Raw genomic sequence first — 16,822 nt, forward strand, 5'->3', positions numbered from 1 at the left:
CGCGGCTTCAGCGCAGCGGCGCCATCACGCCCCGCCCCAGGGACCACAGCATGGCCACGGCCTGCTGCCCGTCGAACAGGGCGTTCACGTGCGCGATGCGCAGCGAGTAGTAGTCTGACTCCGATCCCATCACATCGAACAGGGAGCGGCGGCCCAATTGCTGCCACTGTTGCAATGTGGCGGTGCGCAGCTGTGAACTGTTGCGCAGGATCTCGGTGATGCGGCGCGCCCGGTCGAAGGCCGAGGTGGCGGATTCGTGCATGTCGATCAGGCGGTAGCGCCGGGCCTCCAGGGCATCCTCGCGCTGAAGCCGGGCGGCCTCGGCGCGCTTGCTGGCGGCGTTGACGGAGGCGTCCTGGCCCGGCGTCATCAGCGGCACGTTCACGCTGAAGCCCACGGCCCAGTCGCGGCTGCGGGTCACGCCCGCGCTGGCGCTGGTGCCCACGATGGCATTGACCTGGGGCTTGGCATTGGCGCGCACGCTCTCCACATAGCTGCCCTGGGCACGGGCCTGGGCCTCGAGCTGGATCACGTCAGGCGCGCTGAGGGCGTCGCGCTGCATGTCATCGAGCTCGGGCACCCGGGTCAGCAGGTTGGAGAAGCTGGCGCTGGGCGGCAGATCGTCGCCCACGAAGCGCTTGAGCCGCGTCTCGGTCTGGCGCAGGGCCGACATGGTGGACTCCACCGCCAGGTCGGCCTGCAGCAGGTTCTTCTGGGCCTGCACCAGCTCGCTGGCCCGCCCCTTGTCAGCCTTGACGATGGTTTCCAGCGAATCCACCAGGCAGGCCATGCGACGCACGTACTGGCTGTAGACCTGGGCCTGCAGCAGGTAGCGGCCGCGGTCCAGGGCCAGGGAGACGGTCTGCAGGGCCAATTGCTGCTCGGCGCTGAAGTAGCCCTGGCGCGCGGCCTCGGCCAGCTGCGAACGCCAGCCGGCCAACTGGCGGTTGCGCCCGAAGTCGAAGAGGGTCGCGCTGAGGTTGAAGGCCACGCGGCCCTGGGCGCCGCTGCCGTTGCTGGCGCCGTCGGTGCTGGAGCCCATCTGGTTGCCCTGCAGGTCCAGGCTGGCGCGGGGCTTGTTGGCCTGGCTGACCTCCTCCCAGTCGTCGCGGGCGGCCTGGGCCAGCAGCTTGACCATGCCCACCGACTGGCTGCGGGCCAGGGCCCGGTCCACCAGGACCTGGATCTGGGCACGCGGGTCGGCGTCGCTGATCACCAGCTGGCTGGCGGCCTTCTGGGCGGCCGGGGAGTTGGCGTCGTCCTCGTTGCAGCGGCTCTGGGCCAGGGCGGCCGTGGTGGCGCCCAGCAGCAGGCACTGGAACAGGCTCATGCCGAGATTGCGCAGCGTCCCCATGGCCTCATCCCCCAGCGTACAGACAGGTCTTGCTCATGCCTGTACTGGACCACAGGGCGGCCGGGAACTTGAGCGGGAAAAGCCGCCGCTATGCCCCGCTTCTCTGCGGCTGGCCGGAGGCCGCCGCGGGGCTCAGCGCTCGCGCAGGGCTTCGCGCGAACGCATCATGGGCCGCAGCAGGAAGCTCAGCACCGAACGCTCGCCGGTCTTGATCTCCACCGAAGCCGTCATGCCGGGGATGATGGCCAGGGTCTCGCCCTTGTAGCGGATGTTGTTCTGCTCGGCCCGGATGAGGGTGCGGTAGTAGCGGCCGTCGTTGCCCAGCGGGTTGGCCTCGCCGATGGCGTCCGGGCTGATCTGCTCAACCTTGCCCTCCAGGCCGCCCAGCGCGTTGAAGTCGATGCCCGAGAGCTTGATCACGGCATGCTGCCCCACCTGAATGAAGCCGACGTCCGCCGGGCTGACCCGCGCCTCGACCAGCATGCGCGTGCCCAGCGGCACGATCTCCATGATGGGCGAGCCCATGGCCACGACGCCGCCGATGGTGTTGATCCGGATGTTCTTGACCAGGCCCCGCACCGGCGAGCGCAGCACCGTGCGGTCCAGGGCGTCCTTGCGGACCACCTGCTGCTGCTTCATCATGGCCAGGTCGTTCTGGAGCTTGACCAGCTCGCTCATCGCCTCCTGGCGGAAGCGCCCCTGGCGTTCCACCCGGGACTGGCGCATCTCGTTGACCTGGCGGCTCAGGCGCATCACCTCCACGTCCGACATCAGCCCCTTGGCCGACATCTCCTGGGCCACCTTCAGCTCCTTGCCCACCAGGGCCGCGCTGCGGTCGATGCCCGCCAGCGACTCCTCCAGCAGGCGCTGGCGGGCCTGGAAGGCCTGGGTCTCGGCGGCGGTGAGCGCAGGGGCGGCCTTCAGCTCCTCGGGGAACTTCAGCGCCGTGCCATTGGCCTCGGCCTGCAGGCGCGCGGCCTGGGCCATCATGGCCAGCTCGCGCAGCTGGCCCTCGTTCTGCTGGGCCTCGACCCGCGTGGGGTCCAGGCGCACCAGCTCCTGGCCGGCCTCGACCTGCTGGCCTTCGCGGACCAGCAGCTCGCGCAGCAGGCCGGAGTCCAGGCTGGCGATGACCTGCTCCTTGCCGTCGGGCACCACCCGCCCCTCGCTGCGGCTGACCATGTCGACCTGGGCCAGCGAGGCCCAGACAATGGCGGCCACGACCGCCGCCAGCATCAGGTAGACGGCCCACATCACGCGCGGCAGCGGCTCGTCGACCTGTGCGGCCGCCAGGCTGCTCAGGAACAGACCTTCGTCACGGGAGGAAGAAGCCACTCAGCGCCCTCGTTCGGTGTTCAGACGGAGGGCGAGCGCTGCACCGGCTGCGCCGCCGGGTGCATGTGCAGATTGGAGGCCTGGGCGGCCGCCGCAGGGTCGGGCGCGGCGGGCCGCACGCCGGACAGCGCCGCCAGGACCTGATCGCGCGGGCCGTCCATCACCAGCTTGCCGTTGTCCATCACGACGATGCGCTGCACCAGCTCCAGCACGGCGGGGCGGTGGGTCACCACCAGCAGGGTGCATTGCTGGGCGGCGTCGCGCAGCTGGCGCAGGAAGAGGATCTCGGACTGGGCGTCCATGGAACTGGTGGGCTCGTCCATCAGCAGCAGCTTGGGCCGGTTCACCAGGGCGCGGGCCAGGGCCACCATCTGGCGCTGGCCGCCGGACAGCAGGCTGCCCATCTCGCCCACGGGAAGGTCCCAGCCCAGGGGATGGCCGGCGACCACGCGGTCCAGGCCCGTCAGCTTGGCGACCTCGACCAGGCGGCCCGCGTCGACGTCGGCACGGCCCATGGCAACGTTGTCACGCAGCGTGCCGTGGAAGAGCTTGGGTTCCTGCGACACGAAGCCCACATGGGCACGGAACTCGGCCGGGTCGATCTGGCGCAGGTCGATGCCCTCGATCTCCACCATGCCCTCGGAGGGCTGGTAGAGACCGGCCAGCAGGCGCAGCACGGTGGACTTGCCGCTGCCGATGCGGCCCAGCACGGCGATGCGCTCGCCGGGCTCGATGCGCAGGCTCACGCCCTTGAGCACCTTGGGCGCCTGATGCTCGCCGGTCATCGGATAGGAGAAGCCCACCTCGCGCAGGCCGATGCGGCCGCTGAACTCGCTCATGGGCACGTAGTTGCGGTCCGAGGCGCGCTCGACGGGCTTCTTCATGACCTCGTCCAGCGACAGCATGGCCGCGCGGGCGCTCTGGTAGCGCGCCGTCAGGCTCACCACGCTGCCCAGCGGCGCAATGGCGCGGGTCGCGAACATCACCGCGCCGATCAGGCCGCCGGCGGAGATGATGCGGTCCTGGATCAGGTAGACGCCCCAGACCAGCATCACCAGGGTCACCGCCTGCTGCATGGTCATGGTGAGATTGTTGGTGAAGGCATGCATGGCCCGCATGCGCAGGCCGGACTCGGCGGCCACGGCATTGCTGATCTCGTAGCGGTGCAGGAAGCGGCCTTCCGCGCCGGAGGTCTTGAGGTCTTCCAGACCCTCCACCACCTCCACCAGGGAGCCCTGCAGCTCGGCCTGCTCCGCCATGTTCGCCCGCACCACATTGCGCAGGTACTTCTGCAGCGCGAAGGTCAGCAGCACCAGGCCCGGCACCGCCAGCGCCACCACCCAGCCCAGCGGACCACCCAGCATGAAGGTCATGGCCACGAAGAGCACGATGAAGGGCAGGTCCGACACCACCGACATGCTGGCCGAGGTGAAGAACTCCCGCACGGTCTCCACCTGGCCCAGGTAATGCGCATAGGAGCCGGCCGAGGCGGGCTTGTGCTCCATGCGCACCAGCAGGGTCTGCTTGAAGAGCATGGAGCCGATGATCAGGTCCGCCTTGCGGCCGGCGAGGTCGATCAGGTGGGCCCGCAGCTGGCGGGCGAAGAGGTCGAAGATCAGCGCCAGCGAGGCCCCGATGGCCAGGGTCCACAGCGTGGCCATGGCGTCGTGGTGGGGGATGACCTTGTCGTAGATGACGCTGGTGACCAGGCCGCTGACCATCATCAGCAGATTGCTCAGCAGGGCCGCGGTCATGGCGCCGCGGTAGTAGGGAATGAAGCGCTTGAGCGTGCCCCACAGCCAGTGGCTGCCCTGCCCCGCCAGCAAGGCGTGATGGCGGGGGTCAGCCTGGGAGACTTCCTTGGGCGTGGCCACCAGGGCGAAGCCGCTGTACTCACCCTCCAGCTCGGCCTGGGCAACGACGCAGGCCTTGGCCTCCGGGCCGGGGAAGACCACCTCGAAGGCCTGCTGGCCCTCCACCTCGCGGCGGGACACCAGCACGCAGGCGTCACCCCCATGCAGCAGCAGCACGGCGGGCAGCACCAGGGGGTTGATCTCAGCCAGGCCCTTGGAGAGCATGCCGGCCTCGTAGCCGGCCTCGCGCATCATGCGGATGGCCTGGTTGGGCGCCAGCGGGCCGTCGGTGGGCACGCCGGCGCGCAGGGAGGCCGGCGAGCGGGCCTTGCCGTGGTGCTGGGTCAGCCAGACCAGAGCCTGCAGCAGCGGGTCGCCGATGTCTCCCTCGGGCACGGCATGCTCGCGCCCGGCCTGCGGCTCGGGCGCCGCGGCCAGGTGCAGCGCCGCCCCGCGGGGAGGCTTGCCGCCATCGAAGAAGGAATCGTGTCGCTGACTCACTGGGGATCCCTACCGGGCGTCAGGCCCCCGGGGCCTTGCGCCGGTGCTCCAGCACCAGGCGCTCGAATTCATGCTCAAGATCGCGCACCAGGGCGGGAATGTCAAACAGGGGCGTCTGCCGGCCCTGCTCGCGCAGGTAGCGCTTGTAGGATGCCGCACGCAGGGGCTGGCGGCCGATCTGCACGGCGCGCTCAACGTACTCCGGCAGGGAATAGGTCACGAGTTCCGGCAGTCCGGCGGCCGTCAGCAGGCTCCCGGCCATGCGCGAGATGTAGCAGCGGCCGGCCCGGGTCAGGATGGGCGTGCCCATCCAGAGGCAGTCGCTGGCGGTGGTGCCGGCGTTGTAGGGGAAGGTGTCCAGCACCAGATCGGCCAGCTGGAAGCGCGCCAGATACTCCGGCGGCGCCACGCGCGGCGCGAAGTGCAGGCGCTCCGGCGCCACGCCCCGAGCCTGGGCGGCGGCCCTCATGTTGGCCTCGGCCCAGCGGTTGTCCGCCAGCAGCCACAGGAGGCTGCCCGGGACCTGCTGCAGGATCTGCATCCAGGCCGAGAACATCTCTTCCGTGTACTTGTGGTTGTTGTTGAAGCTGCAGAAGACGAAGGCGTCCTCGGGCAGGCCGTAGCGGGCGCGCTCGGGCGTGGGGCCGACCTCGCGCTGGCGGTCACTGACCTGGTAGCAGTGCGGCAGGTAGATGGGTTTCTCGGTGCACAGCGGGAGGTACTCCGGCGGCATCGTGAAGCGGTCCGCGATGATGTAGTCCTCCCCCGGCAGGGCCGAGGTGGCGGGCAGGCCCAGGTAGCCCACCTGCACCGGCGCCGGGCGGTAGGCCAGGATGTTGGGGCGCGCGCCGCTGGTAAGGCCCTGGAGGTCGACCATCACGTCGATGCCGGCCTCGGCGATCTGCCGCGCGGCCTGCTGGTCGTCCACGCCGGCCAGGGGCATGAAGCGGTCCATGGCCTTCAGGATGCGGGTGCGCTGGGCCGTGCCGTCTTCCTTGCTCCAGCACAGGGCATGGACCTCGAAGCGGCTGCGGTCGTGCAACTCGAACAGCTCGGGCGTCAGCAGGCCCACGGCATGCATGCGCAGGTCGCCGGACAGATAGCCGATGCGGATCCTCTCCCCCGCCGGCCGCGCATGCAGCTGGTGGAAGGGCTTGCCCTTGTACTTGACGACGCGCTCGTTGACGAAGCGCTGGGCCACCATCAGCTGGATGGCCGGGTCATCGGTGGCGCTGAGCGTGGCCAGCAGCGAGGTGTTGACCAGCAGCTGGTTGTGCGTCACCTCACCCACCGGCTGGTAGATGGGCCACTCGCACTGCTTCTGGCGGATGTGCACGTAATGCTGCTGCACGTCGCCCTGCTCGGGCTTGAGCAGCAGGCTGCGTTTCATCAGCGCCTCGGATTCATCGAGGCGGCGCTCGCCCTCCAGCAGGCGGGCGGCATTGTTGAGGGCGTGCAGGCGCAGGTCGATGGGCTCGGCACCGATGGCCATCAGCTCGCCGGCGTCATAGACCGCCTGCCACTGGGCCAGGGCCTCGGCCGTCTTGCCCTGGTGCTCCAGCTGGTGGCCCAGGTTGAGCTTGGCCTGCGCGAAATCCGGGTTGAGGGCCAGGGCGCGCAGGTACACGGCCTCGGCCTCGGCATGCCGGCGCATCTCGCCCAGCACCGTGCCCCAGTTGAACAGGGCCAGCAGGCGCTGGGGGCTCTGGTTGCTCTCGACCCAGGCCTCGTACAGCGCCAGGCAGTCGGCCTGCCGGCCTCCCGTTTGCCATTGGTGCGCCAGGCTCATCAGTTCCTGCAGAGGCATGGCGCCGGCGCGGGCGCGGGCGATCACGGCCTCGGCCGAGGCGGCCTGGTCCAGCAGTGCAGCAGCGGGTTGTGACATGTCCATGGCGAGGCGCCTGCTTCCGCGAGGGCAGGCAAACAGTTGCGCTTGCCAGCCATCTTAGGGAGAGCCCTCGGAATCGATCCCGCCAATTGAGCGGTATTCACCCGCCATCACGGCGTGAACCATGACCGGCATCACGGTGTGCGACGGGCAGCCAAAAATCTAATGAATTGCTCGCAGTCTCATGCCCAATGCCTTGATTTAGAAGGCACAATGCCACGAGCATGCCATGAATATCATCATTCTCGACGACTATCAGGATGCGGTGCGCAAGCTGCGCTGCGCCAGCAAGCTGGATCCCTTCAATGCCAAGGTCTTCACCAACACGGTGAAGGGGATCGGGCAATTGTCCGTCCGCCTGCGGGATGCCGAGGTGCTGGTGCTGATCCGCGAGCGCACCCATTTCCCCCGCCAGCTGCTGGAGAAGCTGCCCCGGCTCAAGCTGATCGCCCAGACCGGCCGAGTGGGCCCCCATATCGACGTCGAGGCCTGCACCCGCCTGGGCATCGCCGTCGCGGAGGGCGTGGGCTCCCCCATCGCCCCGGCGGAGCTGACCTGGGCGCTGATCATGGCCTCCATGCGCCGCCTGCCGCAATACATCGGCAACCTCAAGCACGGGGCCTGGCAGCAGTCGGGGCTCAAGGCCGCCTCCATGCCGCCCAACTTCGGCGTGGGCATGCTGCTGCGGGGCAAGACCCTCGGCCTGTGGGGCTATGGCCGCATCGGCCAGCTGGTGGCCGGCTACGGCCGCGCCTTCGGCATGCAGGTGCTGATCTGGGGCAGCGAGTCGAGCCGCGCGCGCGCCGTGGCTGACGGCTACATGGCCGCCGAGAGCCGCGAGGCCTTCTTCGCCCACTGCGATGTGATGAGCCTGCACCTGCGCCTGTGCGACGGCACCCGCGGCATGGTCACCCTGGACGACCTCAACCGCATGAAGCCCACGGCGCTGTTCGTCAACACCTCGCGCGCCGAGCTGCTGAGCGAAGGCGCTCTGGTGTCCGCCCTCAACCGCGGCCGGCCCGGCATGGCCGCCATCGACGTCTTCGAGAGCGAGCCCATCCTGCAGGGCCACCCCCTGCTGCGCCTGGAGAACGCCGTGTGCACGCCGCACATCGGCTATGTCGAACAGGACAGCTACGAGCTCTACTTCGATGCGGCCTTCGACAATGTGCTGAACTTCGTCCGCGGCGAGCCCAGCAACATCGTCAACCCCGACGCCCTGAAGGCGCTGCGCTGATGGATGAGCAGGGCCAGCGCCCGGCCCCGGCCCACCCCTGGGCCCTGTTCCTCGCCTTCAACCGCCTCGCCCTGCAGGGCTTCGGCGGCGTGCTGGCCGTGGCGCAGCGCGAGCTGGTGGAGCGCCTGGGCTGGCTCAGCAAGCAGGAGTTCATGGAGGTGCTGGCCGTGGCCCAGGTCATGCCGGGGCCCAATGTGGTCAACATCTCCCTGATGATCGGTGACCGCTTCTTCGGCCTGCGCGGCGCCTTTGCCTCGGTGGCGGGCATGTTCGCCGCGCCCTGTCTGATCGTGCTGGGGCTCACCGCCCTGGCCGGCCAGTGGCTGCACGAGCCCGTGGTGCAGGGCGCCCTGCGCGGCATGGGCGCGGTGTCGGCCGGCCTGATCCTCGCGACCGGCGTCAAGCTGCTGGGCACGCTGAAGCAGCACCCCCTGGGGCGGCCGACGGCCCTGGCCTTCGCCGCCCTCGCCTTCGCGGCCATCGCCCTGCTGCGCTGGCCCCTGATCTGGATCGTGCTCGGGCTGGGCGGCCTGGGCATGGCGCTGGTCTACCTCCGGCTGGGCCCGCCGCAGGACTGACATGCTGCTGGACCTCTTCCTGCATTTCCTGGCCCTCTCCCTGCTGGCCATCGGCGGGGCCATCACCACGGCGCCGGAGATGCACCGCTATCTGGTGGGCGACCGGGGCTGGCTCAGCGACGAGAGCTTCACCCAGTCCATCGCCCTGGCGCAGGCGGCGCCGGGCCCCAACATCCTCTTCGTTGCCGTGCTGGGCTACCAGGTGGCAGGCCTGCCGGGCGCGCTGGCGGCCATGGGCGGCATCATGCTGCCCTCCACCACGCTGGTGCTGGTGGCCACCCGCTGGGCGCGCGCGCACCAGGAAGACCGCCTCGTGCGGTCATTCACCCTGGGCCTGCAGCCTCTGACGCTGGGCCTGATCATCGCCACCGGCTGGTTGCTGGCCGCGCCCTATCTGCAGCAGGCCGACCGCCGCCTGGCCACACTGGCGCTGGTCGCCGGGACTCTGGTGTTGACCCTGAGAACGCGGCTGTCGGTGGTCTGGATGGTGCTGCTGGGTGGCATCGTCGGCGCCGTCTGGATGCGCTGACCCCCGTCAACGCGGGGTGGCCGCCGCGGAGCTGCTTGGGATACTGCCGGCTCCTTCCCCCTCCTCTGCCAAGACCATGAAGAAACTGGCTCTTTCCCTCGCCCTGCTGGCCGCAGCCGCGGTGCAGGCCGCCCCGGTCCTGAACGCCGCCAACGGGCACTACTACGAGTACTTCGCCGACGCCGTCTCGGCCGAGGACGCCTTCACCCTGGCCGCCAGCCACAGCTACCTGGGCATGACGGGCTACCTCACCACCATCACCAGCGCGGACGAGAACCGCTTCGTCGCCACCACCGCGGGCGGCCAACTGGCCTGGATCGGCGGCTCGGACCACGGTGACGCCGTGAACCACTGGACCTGGCGCACCGGCCCCGAGACCGGCCAGGACTTCAGCTTCACCAGCTGGGCCCCCGGCGAGCCCAACAACTGCTGCGGCGGCGAGGACTACGTCCACATCAACTACGGCGGCTTCGGCCTCTGGAACGACCACGGCGGCCCGGCCAACACCTGGCAGCGCAATGGCTATGTGGTCGAGTACAGCGCCGCCGCCAGCGCCGTGCCGGAACCCGCCTCCCTGGCCCTGATCGGCCTGGGCCTGGGCCTGGCAGGCCTGGCTCGCCGCCAGCGCAAGGCCTGACCCCCTGCGGCTTGCCGCCACAGAAAAGGGCGCCCGCATGGGCGCCCTTTCTCATCGGGATCATCGCGAGTTCGCAAATTCGCGAATTCGCGAAAGGCCGCTCAGCCTTCCTTGGTGCCGAAGATCTTGTCGCCGGCATCGCCCAGGCCGGGGATGATGTAGCCGTTCTCGTTGAGATGGCTGTCGATGGCCGCGGTCCAGCAGCGCACATCCGGATGCGCCTTCGTCAGCGCGGCCACACCCTCCGGCGCGGCGACCAGCACCAGGGCCCGGATGTCCTTGCAGCCGCGGCGCTTGAGCAGGTCGAGCGTGGCGATCATGGAGCCGGCCGTGGCCAGCATGGGGTCCACCACCAGGGCCGTGCGCTCTTCCAGATGGCCGACGAACTTCTCGAAGTAATGCACCGGCTGCAGGGTCTCATGGTCGCGGGCCAGGCCCACCACGCTGATCTTGGCATTGGGGATCATGTCCAGCACGCCGTCCAGCATGCCCAGGCCTGCGCGCAGGATGGGCACCACGGTGACTTTCTTGCCGGCGATCTGCTCGACCTCGGTCGGGCCGCTCCAGCAGTTGAGGGTGGTCGTCTCCAGGGGGAAGTCGGCGGTGGCCTCGTAGGCCAGCAGGCGGGCGACCTCGCCGGTCAGCTCGCGGAACTTCTTGGTGGAGATGTCGGCCTCGCGCATGAGGCCGATCTTGTGCTTGACCAGGGGGTGACGGACTTCAATGACAGCCATGGTGCTTGGGGTCTCGTGAATCGTTGATGGGCCGGATTATCGCGAGCCGGCCCCGCGCTGGCGCAGGGCTTCGTAGAGGCACACCCCTGCCGCGACGGACACATTGAGGCTCTCGACCGCCCCCTGCATGGGAATGCGGACGAGTTCGTCGCAGGTCTTGGCCGTCAGCTGGCGCATGCCCTCGCCTTCGGCACCCAGCACCAGGGCGACGGGGCCCTTGAGGTCCAGGTCATAGATGGACTTCTCGGCCTGGTCCGAGGTGCCGATCACCCAGATATTGCGCTCCTTGAGCTCATTGAGCGTGCGCGCCAGATTGGTCACCATCAGGTAGGGCACGGTCTCGGCCGCACCGCTGGCCACCTTGGCCACGGTGGCGTTGAGGCCCACCGCATGGTCCTTGGGCGCGACGACGGCATGGGCTCCCGCGCCGTCGGCCACCCGCAGGCAGGCGCCGAGGTTGTGGGGATCCGTGACGCCATCCAGCACCAGCACCAGGGGGGCGCCTTCCACGCCGTCCAGCACATCGTCCAGCGAGTGCTGCTGGGCCACGGCCGTGCAGCGGGCCACCACGCCCTGGTGGCGGCTGTTGCCCGCCAGGGCGGCCAGGCGCTCGCCATCGCTCTCCACCAGCTTGGCACCGGCCTCGCGGGCTCGGTCCAGGAACTGGCGCATGCGCTGGTCACGGCGCGCGCCCTCGAAATGGATCTCGCTGATGGACTGGGGCGCGGTCTTCAGCCGCACGGTGACGGCATGGAAGCCGAAGAGGATGTGTTTGGCGCTCATCCCCGCATTGTCGCCTGCCACAGCATCAGCCCGCCGATCAGCACCGGCTGGTGGACCATGTAGTAGCTCAGGCTCCAGCGCCCCAGCAGGGCCAGGCCGCGGCGCAGGGGGCCCGAAGGCCGCGGGGCCCCCAGGCGTGGCAGCAGCCAGCGCGCCAGGGCCGCACCTGCCAGCATCAGGCCCAGCCAGGGCAGCACGGGCACGTAGTCCTCGGTGACGGGCTTGTGGGTCACCAGGCCCACCCAGTTGGTCCAGCGCGTGTCGAAGAAGGGGTGCTGGACGAAGACCGGCAGCAGCAGGCAGCCCAGGGCCAGACCCAGCAGCGCGCCCTGCCCCAGGCGCGGCAGCCCCCAGCGCAGCAGGATCAGCATCAGAGCCATGCCATGCAGCACGCCGAAGCTGATGAAGGAACGCGGGAACATGAACCAGGACCCCAGGCTGACCAGCAGGGCGCAGCCCGCCACCTGGCCCCAGCGCCGCCAGAAGCGCGGCCAGCCCTGCCCCTGGGCCAGGGCCACCGCCTGCCCCATGCCCGCGCACAGCAGGAAGAGGCTGACGATGCAGCTGCGCTGCCAGGTCCAGAAGGGATCGCCGTAGAAGTCGGCCCTGAAGAAGCCGTAGTGCTGCAGGTCGAAGCTGAAGTGGAAGACCGTCATCCAGACCATGGCCAGGCCGCGCAGGGCATCGAGGCGGTTATCGCGGAGGAACGGTGGCGGCGTGGCGTGGCTCATGTCAGGCAAAAGACGGCAAGGGGCGCAGTCTAAGTCTTGAATAATGAAGCCCTGCTCTCATTCTCGGACCACAACGCGTCCCTTGCCGCCCCAGAATGCCCGCCCTGCCCCGCTTCCCCTCGCGGACCGCCCCGCTGGTCCTGCTGCTGACCGCCTGCCTGGCCTGGACCGCGCAGGCCCAGCCCCGTGCCATCACCCCGCGTGGCCCCCTGGATGCCGCCGAGCAGAACAACATCAGCGTCTTCAAGCGCGTCTCGCCCTCGGTGGTGCACATCACCACGCTGGACATGCAGCGCGACTTCTTCTCGCTCAACGTCGAGCAGGTCCCGCGCGGCACGGGCACCGGCTTCATCTGGGACGAGCAGGGCCACATCGTCACCAACTTCCACGTGATCCAGGGCGGTGACGCGGCCCGGGTCACCCTGGCGGACCAGAGCAGCTACAGCGCCCGCCTGGTCGGCGCCTTCCCCGACCGCGACCTGGCCGTGCTGCGCATCGAGGCCCCGCGCGACAAGCTCCAGCCCATCCCCGTGGGCAGCAGCCGCGAGCTGCAGGTGGGCCAGGGCGTCTACGCCATCGGCAATCCCTTCGGCCTGGACCAGACGCTCACCCGCGGCATCGTCTCCGCGCTCAACCGCGAAATCGAGTCGGTCAATCGCCGCGCCATCCGCGGGGTGATCCAGACGGACGCGGCCATCAACCCTGGCAATTCCGGCGGCCCCCTGCTGGACTCCGCGGGCCGCCTGATCGGCGTCAACACGCAGATCTACAGCCCCAGCGGCGCCAGCGCGGGCATCGGCTTCGCGATCCCGGTGGACGAGGTCAACCGCGTGGTGCCCCGGCTGATCAAGGACGGCCGCTTCATCCGCCCGGCGCTCGGCGTGAGTGCCGGCACGGCCCAGCTGCACCAGGCCCTGCAGCTGCCCCGTGGCGTGGCCATCGTGGGCATGGGCCCGCGCAGCCCGGCCGCCGAGAGCGGCCTGCAGGCCTTCCACCGGGGCCGCGACGGCCGCATCGTGCAGGGCGACGTGATCACCGCGCTCAATGACGAGCCCATCAAGGACCTGGACGACATGCTGGCCCTGCTGGAGAAGCGCCAGGTCGGTGAACGGGTGACCCTGACCCTGTGGAACAAGGGCAAGACACGCAAGCAGGCCGTGGTGCTGGGCGCGTCCAGCGACTGAAGTCTGCAGCGCCACGGGGTCAGGTCTTGACCCTCAGGGTTAGCCCCGATCACCGCCCGGCCACCCGACCGGCGTCTTCCGCCCCTTTTCGCCGGACAATGCCAGCGCTCCACCAGGCGAGCCTGCGCCCACGCGAAAGAAGAACCAGGGCGCACGGGCCGGGGAGCCCAAGGGGGATTCATGAAGAAGATGCTGGACGCGGCCGTGCAGGGCCGCTGGAGGGTCGCGAGCCTGGCGCTGGCGGCCTGCCTGGGCCTGGCCCTGAGTGCCTGTGGTGGGGGTGGCGCCGAGAGCACCAGGCCCACGGAGCTGCCGACGCCACCCGCCCGCCTGTCCCTGCTGCTGCGCGGCCCGGCCCAGGTGCAGCCGGGCGAGGCCGTCCCGCTGATGGGCAGCCTGACACTCGACAGCGCCCTGCCGGTGCGCACGACGTGGCAGCTGCTGGAACGCCCCTCGGACAGCCAGGCGACCCTCGCCGGCGAGGGCGGCAGCAGCCGCCTGCTGCGCACCGACACCCCGGGGCGCTACCTCGTGCAATGGACGGCCGTCCTGGCCGATGGCCAGACGCAGAGCAGCCAGTGGGCGGTCGAGGCGGTCAAGGGCCCGCTGATCCAGACCTCCACCGGCGCGAGCACCCTGCCCCTGGGCCAGTCCACCGCCCTGGTGGCCGCCGCGGCGCCCTCGGACGAGCTGGGATCGACCGTCTACCGCTGGCGCCTGCTGCAGGCCCCGAGCGGCAGCAAGGCCAGGCTCAGCGGCGAGTTCGGACAGGAGGTCCGGCTCAGCGCCGACATTCCCGGCAGCTACCAGGTCGAGCTCGAGTCCCGGCAGGGCAGCACGGTGAGCCGCACGGTCCGCACGCTGTCCGGTGCCGCGATGCCGGAGTTCTGGATCGGCGTGCGTTACGGCTGTACCTCGTTTGTCGAAGGCTGCGGGCTGCCGGTGGGCAGGCCCACCATGGTCTCGGCCACGGTCCACGGAGCTCCCGACACGCTCGAAGCGAGCTACCGCTGGACCCTGCATAAGGTGCCCGAGAGCAGCCGCCTGCCAGGCCAGACAAGCCGCGGACCGGCATTCACCTTCACGCCGGACGCCCCCGGAGACTACTGGATCGACGTCGAAGGAGAGGCCAAGGACGCGGTCCTCCACGGCATGCGAGTCGCCCTCCCGGTGGTCGAGAAGCCCAGGGGACGCATCGAGGGCCCAGGTACCGCCACCGTCGGCCAGACCATCACCCTGGACACCTCGGCCAACCGGGACCCTTACGGCAATCCCTTGTCCGGCGTCCATCGTTCCTGGACCGTCGAGAAGGCACCCAAGGGCAGCAGCGCGACCGTGCTGGCGCCGAACTGGGTCAACGAGACCGCCAAGTTCCGGCCCGACCGGCCGGGGGACTACGTCATCTCGGTAGGCCTCGACACCATGCCGGGCTACGCCAGCTTCACGCTGCATGCCACCGGGTCGGACCCGCTGACGGTCTATCCGCCCGGGGTGCAGGCCGCCCTCAGCCCGCTGCTGCCCGGCGAACCGCTGAAGCTGCGGGCGGAGTCCGCCTCGGAGTTGGGCCACGAGCTGGTGCACGACTGGCGTTTCGGCGACGGCACCGTCGCGCGCGGTGACGAGGTCTCGCACAGCTTCGCCCATCCCGGGACCTACCAGGTCCAGGTGACCGTGACCGACACCGTCACCCAGCGCATGGCCCGGCAGCTGCTGCCCATCACCGTGGTGGCCAGCCGCCTGGACAACATCCCGGTGGCCCCTTGCAAGTCCGAGTCCTGCCCGGCCCAGGCGCCCGGCGTCTATGCCGGCTCGGGCCTGGGGCGCTGGCAGCTGAACAACGACCAGCCGCACCCCCAGCTCGTCAACCTCGACATCGAGGGCCTGCCGGCCGGCCGCCAGGTGATGGTCAGCCTCAGCAATGCCTCAGACAACGGAGCAGGAACGGCTGAGCTGGGTGTCGTCAGCGGCATCGTGCCCAGCAGCGCCCAGCAGGCCGCCGACTACCGCGCCAGTCTCACGCAGGCCCGGGCGACCCTGCTCAAGCGGCACGACGAGGCCCATGCCGAACACCTCAAGGGCGAGCGCGAGCTGATGCGGACCCTGGAGTCCTCCGGCCTCCGGGCCAAGCCCGACGGCAAGCGACGCAAGGCCCTGCAGGCCTCGGCGCCGCGCCTGCCCAGCGTGGTGCCGGAACTCGGCAGCCAGAGGACCTGGCAGGACACCACCGGCATCGGCCTGCAGTACAGCAGCCGGCTGGTCGACAGCTGCACCCTGCCCGGCGGCCGGGCGGTGCTGTTCTGGATGGAAGAGCAGGTGGTCGAGCGGGCGCTGGCGACGAGCGAACAGGTGGCCGCCGAGTTCAAGCCCGTGGTCTGCGGCGAGAAAGGCGGTTTCCATCGCCTGCAGCAGCTCCTGGGGGCCGAGATCTACGGGCCTCACGACCAGAGCAGCTATCTCAAGGACGACACGCTGCAGCCCATCCACGTGCTGCTGGTCGATCCGGGCCCCTCCGTGTACTGGGCAGCCTACGTTCACGGCATCAACAAGTTCTTGAAGAAGGACTTCCCTGACAGCAATGAGGCCTTGCTGATGGTGGTGAACGCCCGATTCGTCCAGGTCGAGCTCAACTTCATCAAGTCCGCGCTGGTGCACGAGTTCATGCACCTGATCAACGACTACCAGCGCACCCTCCTGAACAACTGGCCCGCGCATGACAGCTGGCTGGAAGAGACCACGGCCATGATGGCCGAGGACCTGATCTCCTCATCGCTGATCAGCAATGCCGACGGCAGCCGCCACACCGCCATGAGCATGCGCATCGCCAGCTACCAGGCCACCGCCGCCACGCACCAGTACCTGGGCGGCAGCCATACGGACTACAGCGTGGGCGGCAGCCTTGCGGCCTTCCTGGATCGCCGGGCGGGGGCCCAGCTGCTGCGCGGGCTGACCTTCGACTGCGCCGATGGCGCCCAGCTCATGAGCAGCCTGCGCTGCCTGGACGAGCAGGCCTTCCGCACCACAGGCGAAGGCCTGGCCACGCACTACGCCGCCATGAACGCCAGCCTGGCCGGGTCCGTCAACAGCGACGAGGCCGCGGGCATGGGCATGCCCGCGCTGGTCAATGGCGACATCGACCTCCCGGCCATCGACCTCAAGCGGGTGGGATCAGGCCCGCCCATGCGCACCAACGAGCCCTGGACGCTGGCACCGGGCAGCCATGTCTATCTGTGGGACAACGTGGGCGAAGACGCCGGGGGCCACTACCGCCGCAAGGGCATCAAGGTGCCGCCGGGGCATGTGCTGCAGGTGCTGATCCGCTGATCCACCCGCCGCGGCCGGCCCCTCGGTTCCGGCCCTAGTTGTGAAGCTTCAATAGGTTGTATCCGGTGTTCATCCGGATTGGGTTTGAGAGACTGGAAGTCGCCAAACACCCAATCCACTCCAGAGCCAACACCGGATGAACAGCCATAAGCATGCC

13 protein-coding genes are annotated in these 16,822 nt (G+C 69.6%); 6 read left to right on the forward strand and 7 right to left on the reverse strand.

All coding sequences use genetic code 11. The annotated features are described in order from the left end of the window. Positions 1 to 7: 7 nt before the first annotated feature. From ABDJ40_RS23960 to ABDJ40_RS23975, 4 genes are all read right to left on the reverse strand, one after another. Entirely contained in the window at positions 8 to 1,354 is a 1,347-nt protein-coding gene (locus ABDJ40_RS23960; protein WP_347613551.1) for a TolC family protein, read from the reverse strand. Between the two features lie 132 nt (positions 1,355 to 1,486). Beyond that, positions 1,487 to 2,689, reverse strand: a complete 1,203-nt coding sequence (locus ABDJ40_RS23965) for an HlyD family type I secretion periplasmic adaptor subunit (RefSeq protein ID WP_269633929.1) — start codon at positions 2,687 to 2,689, stop codon at positions 1,487 to 1,489. 20 nt (positions 2,690 to 2,709) lie between these two features. Next, positions 2,710 to 5,043: a type I secretion system permease/ATPase gene (locus ABDJ40_RS23970; RefSeq protein WP_347613552.1), complete on the reverse strand. Its 2,334-nt coding sequence runs from the start codon at positions 5,041 to 5,043 to the stop codon at positions 2,710 to 2,712. Between the two features lie 19 nt (positions 5,044 to 5,062). After that, positions 5,063 to 6,934, reverse strand: a complete 1,872-nt coding sequence (locus ABDJ40_RS23975; protein ID WP_347613553.1) for an O-linked N-acetylglucosamine transferase, SPINDLY family protein — start codon at positions 6,932 to 6,934, stop codon at positions 5,063 to 5,065. A 226-nt stretch (positions 6,935 to 7,160) separates the two neighbouring features. On the opposite strand from ABDJ40_RS23975, the gene ABDJ40_RS23980 reads away from it, so the two are divergent. From ABDJ40_RS23980 to ABDJ40_RS23995, 4 genes are all read left to right on the forward strand, one after another. Continuing rightward, complete coding sequence (locus tag ABDJ40_RS23980) at positions 7,161 to 8,168, forward strand: D-2-hydroxyacid dehydrogenase family protein (protein WP_347613555.1); 1,008 nt, start codon at positions 7,161 to 7,163, stop codon at positions 8,166 to 8,168. Continuing rightward, complete coding sequence (locus tag ABDJ40_RS23985; protein ID WP_347613558.1) at positions 8,168 to 8,746, forward strand: chromate transporter; 579 nt, start codon at positions 8,168 to 8,170, stop codon at positions 8,744 to 8,746. The genes ABDJ40_RS23980 and ABDJ40_RS23985 overlap by 1 nt, the downstream gene beginning before the upstream one ends. Position 8,747: 1 nt before the next feature. Then, positions 8,748 to 9,275: a chromate transporter gene (locus ABDJ40_RS23990; protein ID WP_347613561.1), complete on the forward strand. Its 528-nt coding sequence runs from the start codon at positions 8,748 to 8,750 to the stop codon at positions 9,273 to 9,275. A 76-nt stretch (positions 9,276 to 9,351) separates the two neighbouring features. Beyond that, on the forward strand, positions 9,352 to 9,912 hold the full coding sequence (locus ABDJ40_RS23995; RefSeq protein WP_347613562.1) for a PEP-CTERM sorting domain-containing protein: 561 nt from the start codon (positions 9,352 to 9,354) through the stop codon (positions 9,910 to 9,912). Positions 9,913 to 10,013: 101 nt separating this feature from the next. Here the strand turns inward: ABDJ40_RS23995 and upp are convergent, their stop codons facing one another. Genes upp through ABDJ40_RS24010 form a run of 3 tightly spaced genes read right to left on the reverse strand, consistent with a single transcriptional unit; the run spans position 10,014 to position 12,160 of the window. Then, the gene (gene upp, locus ABDJ40_RS24000; protein WP_269633936.1) at positions 10,014 to 10,646 is read right to left on the reverse strand and encodes a uracil phosphoribosyltransferase; all 633 of its coding nucleotides are present in this window, start codon (positions 10,644 to 10,646) and stop codon (positions 10,014 to 10,016) included. 36 nt (positions 10,647 to 10,682) lie between these two features. Further along, positions 10,683 to 11,429, reverse strand: coding sequence for a 23S rRNA (guanosine(2251)-2'-O)-methyltransferase RlmB (rlmB, locus tag ABDJ40_RS24005; RefSeq protein ID WP_347613564.1), 747 nt, complete (start codon positions 11,427 to 11,429; stop codon positions 10,683 to 10,685). Then, the gene (locus tag ABDJ40_RS24010) at positions 11,426 to 12,160 is read right to left on the reverse strand and encodes an acetyltransferase domain-containing protein (RefSeq protein WP_347613565.1); all 735 of its coding nucleotides are present in this window, start codon (positions 12,158 to 12,160) and stop codon (positions 11,426 to 11,428) included. The genes rlmB and ABDJ40_RS24010 overlap by 4 nt, the downstream gene beginning before the upstream one ends. 95 nt (positions 12,161 to 12,255) lie before the next feature. On the opposite strand from ABDJ40_RS24010, the gene ABDJ40_RS24015 reads away from it, so the two are divergent. Then, positions 12,256 to 13,344: a S1C family serine protease gene (locus ABDJ40_RS24015; protein ID WP_347613566.1), complete on the forward strand. Its 1,089-nt coding sequence runs from the start codon at positions 12,256 to 12,258 to the stop codon at positions 13,342 to 13,344. 180 nt (positions 13,345 to 13,524) lie between these two features. Then, a complete protein-coding gene (locus ABDJ40_RS24020; protein ID WP_347613569.1) occupies positions 13,525 to 16,665 on the forward strand; it encodes a M30 family zinc metallopeptidase in 3,141 nt (1,046 codons plus the stop codon). Positions 16,666 to 16,822: the final 157 nt, after the last annotated feature.

Source organism: Roseateles flavus (genome assembly GCF_039872765.1).
GTDB lineage: Bacteria > Pseudomonadota > Gammaproteobacteria > Burkholderiales > Burkholderiaceae_C > Roseateles_B > Roseateles_B flavus.